The organism is Silanimonas algicola, from assembly GCF_054777375.1.
Genome location: NZ_BAAHAS010000002.1, coordinates 664656 through 678680, shown reverse-complemented (window position 1 = coordinate 678680; position 14025 = coordinate 664656). Strand labels below are relative to the sequence as shown.

Annotated in this window: 11 protein-coding genes; 7 read left to right on the top strand and 4 right to left on the bottom strand. The window is 69.7% G+C overall.

All coding sequences use genetic code 11. From position 1 onward, the window contains the following. The first annotated feature begins 181 nt into the window (after positions 1 to 181). A complete protein-coding gene (locus tag ACYVAK_RS08325) occupies positions 182 to 676 on the top strand; it encodes a DUF3574 domain-containing protein (RefSeq protein WP_461060524.1) in 495 nt (164 codons plus the stop codon). A gap of 21 nt (positions 677 to 697) precedes the next feature. Here ACYVAK_RS08325 and ACYVAK_RS08320 read toward each other — a convergent pair whose 3' ends face one another. Further along, positions 698 to 1603 carry an NAD(P)-dependent oxidoreductase gene (locus ACYVAK_RS08320; protein ID WP_461059816.1) on the bottom strand — a complete coding sequence of 302 codons (906 nt, stop codon included), beginning with the start codon at positions 1601 to 1603 and terminating at the stop codon, positions 698 to 700. Further along, positions 1600 to 3006, bottom strand: a complete 1407-nt coding sequence (locus ACYVAK_RS08315; RefSeq protein ID WP_461059814.1) for a class II fumarate hydratase — start codon at positions 3004 to 3006, stop codon at positions 1600 to 1602. Before ACYVAK_RS08315 ends, ACYVAK_RS08320 begins: the two co-directional genes overlap by 4 nt. Before the next feature lie 89 nt (positions 3007 to 3095). Between ACYVAK_RS08315 and purB the strand changes: the two genes are divergently transcribed. Genes purB through ACYVAK_RS08295 form a run of 4 tightly spaced genes read left to right on the top strand, consistent with a single transcriptional unit; the run spans position 3096 to position 7571 of the window. After that, entirely contained in the window at positions 3096 to 4460 is a 1365-nt protein-coding gene (gene purB, locus ACYVAK_RS08310; RefSeq protein ID WP_461059812.1) for an adenylosuccinate lyase, read from the top strand. Positions 4461 to 4477: 17 nt separating this feature from the next. After that, positions 4478 to 5368, top strand: coding sequence for a subclass B3 metallo-beta-lactamase (gene bla / locus ACYVAK_RS08305; protein ID WP_461059810.1), 891 nt, complete (start codon positions 4478 to 4480; stop codon positions 5366 to 5368). After that, positions 5365 to 6609, top strand: coding sequence for a JmjC domain-containing protein (locus ACYVAK_RS08300; protein WP_461059808.1), 1245 nt, complete (start codon positions 5365 to 5367; stop codon positions 6607 to 6609). The genes bla and ACYVAK_RS08300 overlap by 4 nt, the downstream gene beginning before the upstream one ends. Continuing rightward, positions 6606 to 7571, top strand: a complete 966-nt coding sequence (locus ACYVAK_RS08295) for a GNAT family N-acetyltransferase (protein ID WP_461059806.1) — start codon at positions 6606 to 6608, stop codon at positions 7569 to 7571. Before ACYVAK_RS08300 ends, ACYVAK_RS08295 begins: the two co-directional genes overlap by 4 nt. Before the next feature lie 15 nt (positions 7572 to 7586). On the opposite strand, the gene ACYVAK_RS08290 is transcribed toward ACYVAK_RS08295, so the two are convergent. Beyond that, complete coding sequence (locus ACYVAK_RS08290) at positions 7587 to 9188, bottom strand: hypothetical protein (protein WP_461059804.1); 1602 nt, start codon at positions 9186 to 9188, stop codon at positions 7587 to 7589. A gap of 133 nt (positions 9189 to 9321) precedes the next feature. Continuing rightward, positions 9322 to 9768 carry a GntR family transcriptional regulator gene (locus tag ACYVAK_RS08285; RefSeq protein WP_461059802.1) on the bottom strand — a complete coding sequence of 149 codons (447 nt, stop codon included), beginning with the start codon at positions 9766 to 9768 and terminating at the stop codon, positions 9322 to 9324. Between the two features lie 158 nt (positions 9769 to 9926). On the opposite strand from ACYVAK_RS08285, the gene ACYVAK_RS08280 reads away from it, so the two are divergent. Together ACYVAK_RS08280 and sucB are read left to right on the top strand one after the other, a co-directional pair. Continuing rightward, entirely contained in the window at positions 9927 to 12752 is a 2826-nt protein-coding gene (locus ACYVAK_RS08280) for a 2-oxoglutarate dehydrogenase E1 component (protein WP_461059800.1), read from the top strand. 87 nt (positions 12753 to 12839) lie between these two features. Next, complete coding sequence (gene sucB, locus ACYVAK_RS08275; protein ID WP_461059798.1) at positions 12840 to 14021, top strand: dihydrolipoyllysine-residue succinyltransferase; 1182 nt, start codon at positions 12840 to 12842, stop codon at positions 14019 to 14021. Positions 14022 to 14025 lie beyond the last annotated feature (4 nt).

Below are 14025 nucleotides of genomic sequence, written 5' to 3'. Positions count from 1 at the left end.
ACCTGCGTGTTCGAAAGTAGGGCCAGCGATCAGTGCAGCTGATGCCAAAAACCCTAATTGACGCAGACATTTCGAAACCATAACGCGGAGGAATAACGCCATGACCCCCACCCATTTCGCCGCCGTCGCGACCTCGGCGACCGTGCAGGCCTCCGTCGTCGTTTCCACACCACGTCGCCCCATGCGCCCGATTCCCGTGGAGTCCGCGCGGACCGCCCTGCGGCCCGCGCTGCTTGCCATCGTTCTGTTCGCGCTCGCCGGCTGCGCAGGCGTTGCCACCAACGCCACGCCAACCGATCGCCGCTCGCCGACGTTGCAAGGCGACGCCGCCCGACCGAGGGTCGCCGCCGCCTGGCGTCGCAGCGAGTTGTACTTCGGCGTCGGCGACCGCGACGACCCGGCCACCCGCATCGATGACGCCCGCTGGCAAGGCTTCCTCGACCGCGAGGTGACGCCGCGCTTTCCCGACGGGCTCACCGTCCTCGACGCCTACGGCCAATGGCTCTTCCGTGGCCAAGCCGCACCGGAACGCCTCGACTCGAAAGTGCTGGTGATCCTCCATCCGGACACGGCGGAGGAGCGGGCCAAGATCGACGCGATCCGCAGCGCGTGGAAAGCCGAGACGGGGCACCAGTCGGTGCTGTGGGCCAGCCAGGCGGCCGACGTCTCCTTCTGAGCCGGCGCTACCCCGGGCGGATCAGTCGCGCGGTGCGTCCGGGCGTGTCACCGGCGGGAACGCGTCGACGACGCTGATCATGTCCAACGCCCCCAAGCCCCCTTCCGCAGCCCGCGCGTAGAGGCGCAGCGTTGCCTCTGCCAGCGGCACCGGAATGCCCGAGGCGTGCGCGGCCTCGACGATGCGCAGGTTCGTCGCCAGGACGTTGTTGATCGCCGCCTGCGGGGAGAGATCGCCCTCGCGGAGCTTCCCCGTCTTGACCCGGGAGATGTCGCTCGCCATCTGGCTGGCGTCGACGAGATCGGCCCAGACCCGGAGATCGATGCCGGCGGCGCGGGCGAAGTGGGCCGACTCCGCGAGCCCCGTCACCGAGGCGATCAGGAACAGGTTCACCGCGAACTTCATCGTCAGCGCCGAGGGCACGGGGCCGCAGTCGACGACCTGCCGGCACATCGGCGCCATCACCGGCCTCGCCGCCGCGACCGCCTCGGGTGCACCGGCCAGCATGGCCAGCAACTGCCCCGACTCGGCCGGCACGCGCGAGCCCGAGACCGGGGCCTCGACGTAGGCGCCGCCGGCCTCGCGGATCCGTTGCTCCCACCGCTGCGAGGCGGGACCGGAAATGGTTGCTGCGTTGATGATCGTCCGACCGCGAACACGGGCCGCGAAGGTTGCGGCCTCCGGGGCCAGCACGGCGTCCATGGCGGCCTCGTCGGCCAGCATCACCAGTACGACGTCGCAGGCCGCAAAGAGCGCATCCGGGTCATCGCAAGCCATCGCGCCCGCGGCCACCAGCGGCGCACATCGTTCGGCGCTGCGGTTCCAGACGTGGATCGGCCCGAAGGCGGCCTGCAGGCGCAGCGCCATCGGTTGGCCCATGGCGCCGAGCCCGATCACGCCGATGCGCGGCTCGGGTCCGGGGCTCATCCGCCGGCGCCCGTCAGCCCGTCGACGATGCCGCCTTTCGTCAGCGCCAGCGGGTCCAAGGCCTTCGCCAGCACCTCGCGATTCAACCCGGTCTCCTCCACCGCCACGTCGAGAATGGGCTTTCCGCTCGCATAGGCCTTCTTGGCGATCGCGGCGGCCTTCTCGTAGCCGATCAGCGGGTTCAGTGCCGTCACTAGGATCGGATTGCGCACCAGCGCGTCCTGCAGCCGATCCTCGCGCGCCTTGAAGCCTGCAATGGCGCGATCGGCGAGCAGGCGCGCGGCATTGGCGCTGAGCTCGATGGCCCAGAGCAGGTTGTGGGCGATCACCGGCAGCATCACGTTGAGCTGGAAATTGCCGCTCTGCGCGGCCACCGAGATCGTGGCGTGCATGCCCATCACCTGGGCGGCGACCATGGCCACGGCCTCGGGGATCACCGGGTTCACCTTGCCCGGCATGATCGAGCTACCCGGCTGCAGGGCGGGCAGCTCGATCTCGCCCAAGCCGGCCAGCGGCCCGGAGTTCATCCAGCGCAGGTCGTTGCTGATCTTCATCAGCACCACGGCAAGGCCGTTGAGCTGGCCGGAGAGCTCCACCGCGCCGTCCTGCGCGGCGATGCCCACGAAGGCATTGGCCGCGGGCGTGAACGGCGCATCGGCGAGGCGCGCGAGTTCGGTGCAGGCGCGTTCGGCGAACTGCGGATGCGCGTTGATGCCCGTGCCGATGGCGGTGCCGCCGAGCGGCAAAGCGCGCAGGCGACGCTCGGCGTCCTTCAGCCGCTCCTCGGCCTGCCCGACCTGGCTGGCCCAAGTGAAGAGCTCCTGCCCGAGCGTGATCGGCATCGCATCCATCAGGTGCGTTCGGCCGGTCTTCACCGTGCCGAGGTGCTCGTGCGCGCGCCGCGCGATCACCTCGCGCAGGTGTTCGAGCGCGGGCCGCAGGCGCCCGCGCACCGCCAGCACGGCGCCGACCTGGATCGCGGTGGGAATGACGTCATTCGAGCTCTGCCCGAGGTTGACGTGGTCGTTGGGGTGCACGGCCATGCCGCCGAGTGAATGCGCCACGTGGGCGATCACCTCGTTCGCATTCATGTTGCTCGAGGTGCCCGAGCCGGTCTGGAAGACGTCGATGGGGAACTCGGCATCGAATTCGCCGGCGGCCACCTTCAGCGCCGCATCGCGGATCGCCTCGCCGCGCTTGGCGTCAAGCAGGCCCAGCCCTGCATTCGCCTCAGCGGCCGCGGCCTTGATCAACCCGAGGGCGCGCAGGAAGCCGCGCGGCATGCGCCAACCGGAGATCGGGAAGTTCTCCAGCGCGCGCTGGGTCTGCGCGCCCCAAAGGGCCTCGGCCGGCACGGCGAGCTCGCCCATGCTGTCGCGTTCGGTGCGGGTGGGGCCGGCCATGGGGCTCTCCTCGGGGTGGGGGCGCCCCAGCTTAGCCCGGTAGAATGGCGGGCTTCCGCGGCTCGACCGCCCCGATTCCCGACCCCGCCATGTCCCACGCCCTCACCGCCCTCTCCCCGCTCGACGGCCGCTACGCCGGCAAGGTCGACGCCCTGCGCCCGATCTTTTCCGAGTACGGACTGATCCGCGCCCGCGTCTGCGTGGAGATCGCGTGGCTGCTGGCCCTCTCGGCCGAGCCGGGCATCCCGGAACTGCCGCCCTTCTCCGATCAGGCCGCGTCCCTGCTGCAGCGCCTGGCCGACGGCTTCTCGGTGGAGGACGCGGCGCGGGTCAAGGCGATCGAGAGGACCACCAACCACGACGTCAAGGCCGTCGAGTACTTCCTGAAGGAGAAGCTCTCGGAGAACGAGGAGCTCAAGGCCGCGCTGGAGTTCGTGCACTTCGCCTGCACCTCCGAGGACATCAACAACCTCAGCTATGCGCTGATGCTGAAGCAGGCTCGCGACGAGGTACTGCTGCCCCAGCTCGACGGCTTGATCGAAACGCTGAAGAAGCTGGCCTACGAGTACGCCGACGAGCCGATGCTCTCGCGCACCCACGGCCAGACCGCCAGCCCGACGACCCTGGGCAAGGAACTGGCCAACGTCGTCGCGCGCCTGAAGCGCCAGCGCCAGCAGCTCGCGCAGGTCGAGATCCTCGGCAAGATCAACGGCGCGGTCGGCAACTACAACGCCCACCTGTCGGCCTACCCGAACGTCGACTGGCCGCGCCTCGCGCAGGGCTTCGTCGAATCGCTGGGCCTGCACTTCAACGCCTACACCACGCAGATCGAGCCGCACGACTTCATCGCCGAGCTGGGCGACGTGCAGCGCCGCATCAACACGATCCTGATCGACTTCGCCCGCGACGTCTGGGGCTACATCTCGCTCGGGTACTTCAAGCAGGCGCTGAAGGAAGGCGAGGTCGGCAGCTCGACCATGCCGCACAAGGTCAACCCGATCGACTTCGAGAACGCCGAAGGCAACTTCGGCATCGCCAATGCGCTGTTCGAGCACTTCGGCGCCAAGCTGCCGATCAGCCGCTGGCAGCGCGACCTCACCGACTCGACCGTGCTGCGCGCGTTGGGCACCGCCTGGGGCCACACGCTGGTCTCGTACGACGCGCTGAACCGCGGCATCGGCAAGCTCAAGGTGAACCCGGCACGCCTCGCCGAAGACCTCGACAACAGCTGGGAAGTGCTGGCGGAAGCCGTGCAGACGGTGATGCGCCGCCACGGCCTGCCGAACCCCTACGAGCAGCTCAAGGCGCTCACCCGCGGCCAGGCCATCACCAAGGATTCGATCCGCGAGTTCATCGCCGGCCTCGACCTGCCGGACGAGCCGAAGCGTGCCCTGCTCGCGCTGACGCCGGCCACGTACACCGGCCGCGCCGAATCGCTGGCGAAGACGGTCTGAGCGCCCGGGGCCCGCTCGTGCGCCTCGCTGCCGCCCTACTGCCCGTCCTGCTGGTGGCCACCGGCGCGGTGAGGGCCGAGGCCATCGCGCCCGCGCCGACCTGCCCCGACGACGCCGGCTGGAGCGACCCGACGCCCCCGCGCCCAATCTTCGGGAACACGTGGTACGTGGGCACCTGCGGGATCAGCGCGCTGCTCATCACCGGTGACGCGGGCCACGTGCTGATCGACGGCGCCACGCCCGAGGCCGGGCCGATGATCGTCGAGAGCATCCGCACGCTGGGCTTCGACCCGAAGGACGTCCGTGTGCTGTTGAACACGCACGAGCACATCGACCATGCCGGCGGCCTCGCGGCCGTCCAGCAGGCCACCGGCGCGCCGCTGCGCGCCCGGCGCCCCGGCCTGATCGCGCTGCGCAAGGGTGACATGGACGTGCGCGACCCGCAGGTGCCGTTCCGCATGCCGGGCTTCCCGCCAGTCGCAGTCATCGAGACCCTGCCCGACAACGCCGAGGTACGCGTCGGCGACCTGCGCATCCAGACCCACGCCACGCCGGGCCATTCGTTGGGCGGGACCAGCTTCAGCTGGACCAGCTGCGAGGCTGGGGTCTGCCACGCCATGGTCTTCGCCGATTCCCTGAGCGCCGTCGCGCCGGACAGCTACCGCTTCAGCAATCCGGCCGCGAGTCCGGCCTTCGCGACGATGCTCCGCAGCACCTTCGACACCGTCGCCGCCCTGCCCTGCGACATCCTGATCTCGCCGCATCCGGTGGCCAGCCGGCTCTGGTATCGCCTCGGCGACGCGCCCTCCGAACCGCTGGTGGACGCCACCGCCTGCCGCCGCTACGCCGAAGCGGGCGCCCGCCGGCTCGATGCCCGCCTCGACACCGAACGCCAGGCCACGCCATGACCCGCAAGACCGCCCCTTCGGCCCTGCTGCCGATCGAGATCGACGCCACCGGCAAAGGCCCGCTCGGCATGCCGGCCGGCGCCTTCCTGAGCGACTACTGGCAGAAGCGCCCGCTGCTGATCCGCAACGCCTTCCCCGGCTTCGAGAGCCCGATCAGCCCCGACGACCTCGGCGCGCTCTCGCTGGAGGCGACGGCGCTCTCGCGCCTCATCCTGTGGGATCGAAAGAAGGACCGCTGGACCGTCGAGACCGGCCCGCTGCCCGAGGACCGCTTCGACCGCGTGCCCGAGCGCGACTGGACCCTGCTGGTGCAGGACGTGGACAAGTGGGATGCCGACGTGCGCGAACTGGTCGAGGCCTTCCCCTTCCTGCCGCGCTGGCGCATCGACGACGTGATGATCAGCTTCGCCGTGGAAGGTGGATCGGTTGGCGCGCACATCGACCAGTACGACGTCTTCCTGCTGCAGGGCATGGGCCATCGTCACTGGCAGATCGACGCGAATCCCGACCAACCCGTCGATTTCCGCGATGACGCCCCGATCAAGCTATTGAAGCGCTTCACGCCGAGCCACGAATGGACGCTCGGCCCCGGCGACATGCTCTACCTGCCGCCGGGCCTCGGCCACCACGGCGTCGCGCTCGACCCCTGCCTGACCTTCTCGCTGGGCATGCGCGCACCGGCCAAGGCCGAGCTGATCGAGGATTTCGCGCTGGAGCTTGCGTCCCGCGCCGGCGAGAAGGAGCGATACGCCGACCCCGATCTCGCCGTGCCCACCGACGCCTTCGAGATCGATGCGCACGCGCTCGCACGGGTCAAGCACACGCTCGGTGGCATGGCCGGCGACGCGGACGCCGACGACGCCCTGCTGCGCCGCTGGTTCGGCCGCTTCATCACCCGCTACCGCGCCTCCGGCAACCTGCAGCCGCCGAAGAAGGCCCCGACCCGTGCCGAGTTCGACACGGCCCTCGCGGCCGGGGGCATCGTGCAACGCCATCCGTTCTCGCGCGTGGCCTGGCTGCGCGACGGCAAGACCAAGGCCCTATGGTTCGTCACCGGCAGCGACATCGAAGGCCTTCGGGCCAAGGATGCGGCCCTGCTCTGCCGCCACGACACGCTGGATGCGGCCGCGTGGGGGCAGCTCGACGACCACGCCCGCGAGTCCGTCGTCGCCCTCGCCGCCCTCGGGCACTACCGCGCCATCGCCCCGAAGAAGCCCCGCTCGCCCAGGAAGCCCCGATGACCCTGCCGATTTCCGCTGAATTCCGCGTCGAGCCCGCGGACTATGCCGTCGATTTCGCCGACCTGCGCGCCGTGCGCGAGCCGGTGTTCGTGGTCGAGCAGCAGGTGCCGATCGAAGAGGAATGGGACGAGCTCGACCCGCAGTGTCGGCACGTGATCGCCCGCGACGCAGCGAACCGTCCCATCGGCACGGGCCGCCTCACCCCAGAGCGGAAGATCGGGCGGATGGCGGTACTCGCCGAATGGCGTGGCAAGGGCGTCGGCGACGTGCTGATGGAGGCCCTGATGGACGAGGCGCGCGCGCTGGGCTGGCCCGAGGTGAGCCTCAATGCGCAGACCCACGCGATGCCCTTCTACGCCCGCCACGGCTTCGAGGCGTTCGGCGACGAGTTCATGGAAGCCGGCATCCCGCATCGCAAGATGCGCAAGGCCCTCGGCGCCCCGGACCCCGGCCGCCGCCCGCGACCGGCGCCGACCGGCGACGGCGCGCTGCAGGAGTTCACCAGCGAGTCCGCGGTGCGCGACTTCACGTTGGCACTGCTGGGCCGCGCACGTCGCGAGATCCGGGTGTTCACCCGCGACCTCGAGCCGACGCTGTACGGCCACGCCGCCGTGATCGACGCCCTGCGCAGCTTCGCGACCGCCGGCCGCGGCCCGACGGTGCGCCTCATCGTCATCGAGCCGGATCGACTGCGCGGCGAGAGCCATCCGTTGCTGCCTCTGGCGCAGCGCCTGAGCTCGGTGTTTGCCCTGCGCACACCGATCGATGCCGAGGATCGCCAGGCACCGGAAAGCTACCTCGTGATCGACGAGACCGCCTACGCCTTCCGTCCGCTGGCCACCCGCTTCGAGGGCAGTGGCTGCCTCGATGGCCCGGCGCGTGCGCGCCAGCTGGCGCAGGATTTCGATCGCCGCTGGGAGCGTGCCCGCGAACTCACCGAGCTTCGTGCGCTCGGGATCTGAGGTGGCGTCGCCGCCTCACGCGCGCGTCAGCGGCGAGGGCGGCAGGCGGATCTCGTAGCGGTAGCGGCCAGCGCCATCGGCGGCGATATGCATCAGTTCGACGCGTGCGCCATTCGGCGCGATGACGACGTCGATGGCGCGCAAGGTGTTCGACACACACGGCATGTCGTCGGCCTCGCCGGCGATGATCACCGCCTCACCGGCGTAACGGAGCCGCGACAGTCGGCACCCGGTCGCCAACAGCGGTTGCAGGCGTGACTCGACCTCGGACAACAGGGCGAATCCTGGCGGCACCGGATCCGAGGACGGCACGGGCCCGGGGGCACTCCCGGCGGTGACGGCCGATGCAGGCGGCGACGAAGGCCGTGGTGCCGACGACGCCCCGGCCCCGGAAAAATCGGCCGGCGCCGGGGTAAAGCCCACCACGACGCGTTCGCGCGCCGGCTGCACCGCCGGATGGGTATCGAGGTAGATCTCGAATTCATGGCGCACGTGTCCAGCGCTCGAAATCGCCCGCTTCACGACTTCCCGATCCTCGATGAAGCCGGGGTCGCCCTCCTTCAGCGCGGCGAGGAACCACTCCAGGCGGCGCCGCTGCTCCTCGCCGTCCATCGCCGGATCGCTGGGCAGCGCCTGCACGCGAACCCGGTGGCCGATGAAAGGCAACTGCGCGATCTCGATCTCGCCGAGGGTCACACCCGCCGGCAGCAGCGGGCGCAGCGCGTCGCGCACGGCCTCCGGATCCGCGTAGCGACGCTCGGCACTGCGCTGCGCGCGATCGGCGGCGACCGCCTGTTCACGCTCGATCTCCTCGGCCGGCCGTGCGAAGACGTAACGCTGCCCAACGTCATCGGCGTCCCAAGGTCGCACCGACGCGTCGCGCGCCCACCGGGCGGTGCCAAGGTAGGCGCCCGTCGGAACGCGCCATGACTGGTCACCCCATCCGCCCCAGACGCTGTAGGTCCACTCCTTGGCCTCGATGACCAGATGCCCGCCGTCATCAAGCGTCATCCGCATGGGCGGCAGGTACTCGCGCGGCACCACGACCCACCCGTCCTCGCAGTTGAAGTGGGGACCACGGTTCAACCGCACGAGGGGCCCGGTGTCCGGCCCCAACTCGCGAAGGCGGGCCTGCAGCGCGGCCTCGCCGTTCTCCGCGACAAAGGCCGCACGGCGGGCCGGCTGCAGCAGGCGGTACCACTCGGCATAACGCGGGCGCTGGTGCTGGCGGATCGACTCCAGGTCCTGCATCACCCGGCCGAACGGGGGGATGAACTGCAGCTCGAGCGCGTGCGTGCCATCGGATCGCACGATGACGCCCTCGTAGAGGCTCGGGCCAGCAGAACCGCCGAGGCGCGCCGCGGCCGGTGACAGTGCGCCATCCTCGAAGCGCACGGGCTTCGCCGGATCCACGCCCGGATCCGGATCGCCGTCCAGCGTGGTCGGCTGCAGCACATACGAGCCGCTGAGGTCCGGACACCCCGTCACGGGATCGGTCGGCGGGTCCCCTTGTTCGACGCCCCGCTCGAACGCGGTGCATCCCGTCAGAACGCCCGCAACCAGCGGCATGACGAGCCACGTTGGCGCCGAGCGTGGGGCGCTGGGGGGCAGGGACATGGTGACCTCTGTAACGTCGCGGGCGGGCCGGCGGATGGCATCACGGATGCCTCGCTGGCGCCAAGCCCTTCCGGGCGCCGGACGCATTGGAGCGCGTCCGTCTCGGATTCCATGGCGCTGGGGTCGCGATTCTTCAGCCCGGGGATGGAAGTTGCCGCCGACGTCGACGCGGCGGCGTGACGGCGGGCGTCGTCGGCGAGAGGAACAGGGCATGCAGGCGCTCGCACACCGGGCCCGCGGCCAGGCCGAGATCGTTGGCTTCGAGGATCACCTCCTGCAGCTTCGACTCGAGCAAGCGGAGGCGCGCCTCGGCCGTCAGACCCGCCCGGCCCGTGCGGGGCGCCACGACCATGCCCGATCCCCGGCGCCGCAACAGCACGCCGTCCTCGCACAAGGCTGCGTAGGCACGGCTCACCGTCATCGGATTGATGCCGAACCGCGCGGCCATGGCGCGAACCGAAGGCAGCCGCTCACCCACCTGCAACTGCCCGGCGGCAATGAACCGCCGCACCTGCTCGGTGATCTGACGATAGATGGGGACCGGCGACGCGCCGGAAACCTGCCATTGCGATGCGTCCATGTGTATTAATAATCCGATACAGATGGTCGGCGTCAAGCCCGTTTCGCGTCGTGACGGTCTATAATCGCGCGGCTTCGCCCGGGCCCGCGCCCGGCGCCTCTTGTCCATCAAGCACTTGCGCCAACAACCCGTCCAAGCCCAACGCACCCAGGATCGCCGTGGCCAGCCTCCTCAAGACCTTCGCCCAGTCCTCGCAGCTCTCCGGCGGCAACGCCGCGTTCATTGAAGAGCTCTACGAGCAGTACCTCCGCGACCCGGCGTCGGTCGACGCGAAGTGGAAGGCCTATTTCGACGGCTTCGGCGGCAGCGCCGACGTGCCGCATTCCGACGCCATGGCCCGCGTGCAGGTGGCCGGGATGCTGGCGGCCAAGGGCCTCGGTGGTGGCCTCGACGAAGAGACCGCCAAGAAGCAGATGGCGGTGAGCAAGCTCATCACGGCGTACCGCTCGCGCGGCCACTTGGGCGCTTCGCTCGATCCTCTGGGCATGGCCGGCAAGCCGGACGCCCCGGATCTCGAGCTCGCCTTCCACGGCCTGTCGAATGCCGATCTCGAGACCGAATTCCCGGTCAACACCTACTTCGGTGCCGATCGCCTCAAGCTCAAGGACCTGCTGGCCAAGCTGCGCACCACCTACTCCAGCGTCATCGGCGCGGAGTTCATGCACATCAGCGACGCCAGGCAGCGCCACTGGATGCAGGAGCGCCTCGAGAAGGCCGCCGGCCGCTTCGGCTTCTCGAAGGAGGAGCAGACGCGCATCCTCGAGCGCACCACGGCCGCCGAGGGCCTCGAGCGCTACCTGCACACCAAGTACGTCGGCCAGAAGCGCTTCTCGCTCGAGGGCGGCGACAGCCTGATCCCGGCGATGGACGTGCTGGTGCGCCGCGCCGGGGCCAACGGCGTCAAGGACATGGTCATCGGCATGGCCCACCGCGGCCGCCTCAACGTCCTCGTGAACACGCTTGGCAAGCCGCCGTCCAAGCTGTTCGCCGAGTTCGAGGGCCGCTTCGACCACCATGACGACCCGGCGCACTCCGGCGACGTGAAGTACCACATGGGCTTCTCGGCCGACATCGCCACCCCGGGCGGCCCGCTGCACATCGCGCTGGCCTTCAACCCGTCGCACCTCGAGATCGTCGACCCGGTGGTCGCCGGCTCGGTGCGCGCGCGGCAGATGCGCCGCGAGGACAAGGCGCGCTCGCAGGTCGTGCCGGTGCTGATCCACGGCGACTCGGCCTTCGCCGGCCAGGGCGTCATCATGGAGCTGTTCCAGATGTCGCAGGCCCGCGGCTTCGCGGTCGGCGGCACGGTACACATCGTCATCAACAACCAGGTGGGCTTCACCACCAGCCGCCCGGACGACACCCGCTCCACGCTGTACTGCACCGACCCGGCGAAGATCGTCGGCGCCCCGGTGCTGCACGTGAACGGCGACGATCCGGAAGCCGTGGCGTTCTGCGCACAGATCGCCTTCGACTTCCGCCAGACCTTCAAGAGCGACGTGGTCATCGACCTCGTCTGCTACCGCCGCCACGGCCACAACGAGGCCGACGAGCCGGCCGCGACCCAGCCGCTGATGTACCAGAACATCCGCGCGCGCAAGACCACGCGCGAGCTCTATGCCAACCGCCTGATCGAGGCCGGGGTGATCAGCGCCGACGACGCGAAGACCCTCGTGGACGGCTACCGCGCCAAGCTCGACAAGGGCGAAGTGACGGCCGATGTCACCACCGCGGCCAAGGACAGCGTCAGCGTCGACTGGTCGCCCTACTTCAAGGGCTCGCTGAACGACGAGGTGAAGACCGCCGTCGCGCGCAAGACCCTGGACGCGCTGGCGCAGCAGATCAACGCGGTGCCCGAGGAGCGCAAGCTGCACCCGCGCGTGGCGAAGATCTACGAGGACCGCCGCAAGATGGCCGCCGGCGAGCTGCCGATGGACTGGGGCTTCGCCGAGAACCTCGCCTACGCGACGCTGCTGAAGGAAGGCTTCAAGCTGCGCCTCGTCGGCCAGGACGCCGGCCGTGGCACGTTCTTCCACCGTCATGCGGTGCAGCACGACCAGGCCACCGGCGAGGCGATCATGCCGCTGCGCGAGCTGGTGTCGAACCCGGAACACGTGGTGGTCGTCGACTCCCTCCTTTCGGAGGAGGCCGTAATGGCCTTCGAGTTCGGCTACAGCACCGCCGAGCCGACCACGCTGAACATCTGGGAAGGCCAGTTCGGCGACTTCGCCAACGGCGCGCAGGTCGTGATCGACCAGTTCATCACCTCGGGCGAGGCCAAGTGGGGCCGTCTCTGCGGCCTCGTGCTGTTCCTGCCGCACGGCTACGAAGGCCAGGGCCCGGAACACAGCTCGGCACGCCTCGAGCGCTTCCTGCAGCTCTGCGCCCACCACAACATCTCGGTGGTCACGCCGACGACGCCGGCGCAGAGCTTCCACATGCTGCGCCGCCAGATGCTGCGCGGCACGCGCAAGCCGCTGGTCGTCATGACGCCGAAGTCGATGCTGCGCCACAAGCTCTCGGTGTCGACGCTCGACGACCTCGCCAAGGGCAGCTTCCAGACGCTCATCCCGGACAGCACCGCGAAGGACGCCAAGAAGGCCACCCGCGTGGTCGTCTGCGGCGGCAAGGTCTACTACGACCTCGTCGAGGACGCCGAGAAGCGCGGCCTCACCGACGTGGCCATCGTGCGCGTCGAGCAGCTGTACCCGTTCCCGCGCGCCGAGCTGACCGCCGAGCTGAAGCGCTTCGGCAAGGCCGCGGAAGTCATCTGGTGCCAGGAAGAGCCGCAAAACCAGGGCGCGTGGTACCAGATCCGCCACCACATCGAGGCCTGCCTCGCCAAGGGCCAGACCCTCAGCTACGCCGGTCGCGGCCGCTCCGCGGCGCCGGCCTGCGGCCACCTCAGCCAGCACAACGTCGAGCAGGCCGCCCTGCTCGAGGCCGCGCTGGTCGGCCCTCAGGTGCTCGCCGTCGCCGAGTAAGCGACGCGCCCTTTCCACGAATGCCGCAGGGGCGCGCCCCTGCCCCACGTTCCTCCCGATATCGACTCCCGACCGAGAACGCCCGCCATGGCCACTGAAATCAAGGTTCCGCCGCTGCCCGAATCCGTCTCCGATGCCGTCATCGCCGCCCTGCACAAGAAGGTGGGTGACGCGGTGCGCCGCGACGAGAACCTGGTCGACCTCGAAACCGACAAGGTCGTGCTCGAAGTGCCGTCGACCGTCGACGGCGTGATCAAGGAACTCAAGGTCAAGGTCGGCGACACCGTCACCTCGGACCAGCTGCTGATCATCGTCGAGGCCGGCGCCGTCGCCGCGGCGCCCGCGCCGGCCGCGGCACCTGCCGCCGCTCCGGCCGCCCCTGCCCCGGCCGCTGCACCGGCGAAGGCCGCCGCTCCGGCGCCCGCCGCCAAGACCGACGCCGGCCTGCCCCCGGGCGCCGCGTTCTACGCCGCGCAGAACGGCATCAATCCGGCCGAGGTCGCCGGCACCGGCCGCCGCGGCGCGGTGACCAAGGAAGACCTGGTCAACTTCGCCAAGGGCGGCGGCGCGCGTCCGGAAGAGCGCGTGCCGATGACGCGCATGCGCAAGCGCATCGCCGAGCGCATGATGGAATCGAAGAACTCGATCGCCATGCTGACCTCGTTCAACGAGGTGAACCTGCGCGAGGTCATGGCCATGCGCAAGGCGCAGGGCGAGGCCTTCGAGAAGGCCAACGGCATCAAGCTCGGCTTCATGAGCTTCTTCGCCAAGGCCGCGGCCAACGCGCTGCAGCGCTTCCCGATCATCAACGCCTCGGTCGACGGCGATGACGTGATCTACCACGGCTACGCCGACATCTCGATCGCCGTGGCCACGGAGAAGGGCCTGGTGACGCCGGTGCTGCGCAACGTCGAGCGCATGTCTTTCGCCGATGTGGAAGGCGCCATCGCCGGCTACGCCAAGAAGGCGCGCGACGGCAAGCTCGGCCTGGAGGATCTCCAGGGCGGCACCTTCACCATCACCAACGGCGGCACCTTCGGCTCGCTGATGAGCACGCCGATCGTCAACCCGCCGCAGAGCGCCATCCTCGGCATGCACGCCATCAAGGAGCGCCCGATCGCCGAGAACGGCCAGGTCGTCATCGCGCCGATGATGTACATCGCGCTCAGCTACGACCACCGCATCATCGACGGCAAGGACGCGGTGCAGTTCCTGGTCGACATCAAGAACCAGCTGGAAAACCCGCACCGCATGCTGCTCGGCCTGTAAGGAG

Excerpts from the sequence above, each read along its gene's own strand:
- ACYVAK_RS08325 (WP_461060524.1), top strand. The coding sequence starts at position 182 with ATGCGCCCGATTCCCGTGGAGTCCGCGCGGACCGCCCTGCGGCCCGCG.
- ACYVAK_RS08320 (WP_461059816.1), bottom strand. The coding sequence starts at position 1,603 with ATGAGCCCCGGACCCGAGCCGCGCATCGGCGTGATCGGGCTCGGCGCC.
- ACYVAK_RS08315 (WP_461059814.1), bottom strand. The coding sequence starts at position 3,006 with ATGGCCGGCCCCACCCGCACCGAACGCGACAGCATGGGCGAGCTCGCC.
- purB (WP_461059812.1), top strand. The coding sequence starts at position 3,096 with ATGTCCCACGCCCTCACCGCCCTCTCCCCGCTCGACGGCCGCTACGCC.
- ACYVAK_RS08300 (WP_461059808.1), top strand. The coding sequence starts at position 5,365 with ATGACCCGCAAGACCGCCCCTTCGGCCCTGCTGCCGATCGAGATCGAC.
- ACYVAK_RS08295 (WP_461059806.1), top strand. The coding sequence starts at position 6,606 with ATGACCCTGCCGATTTCCGCTGAATTCCGCGTCGAGCCCGCGGACTAT.
- ACYVAK_RS08290 (WP_461059804.1), bottom strand. The coding sequence starts at position 9,188 with ATGTCCCTGCCCCCCAGCGCCCCACGCTCGGCGCCAACGTGGCTCGTC.
- ACYVAK_RS08285 (WP_461059802.1), bottom strand. The coding sequence starts at position 9,768 with ATGGACGCATCGCAATGGCAGGTTTCCGGCGCGTCGCCGGTCCCCATC.
- sucB (WP_461059798.1), top strand. The coding sequence starts at position 12,840 with ATGGCCACTGAAATCAAGGTTCCGCCGCTGCCCGAATCCGTCTCCGAT.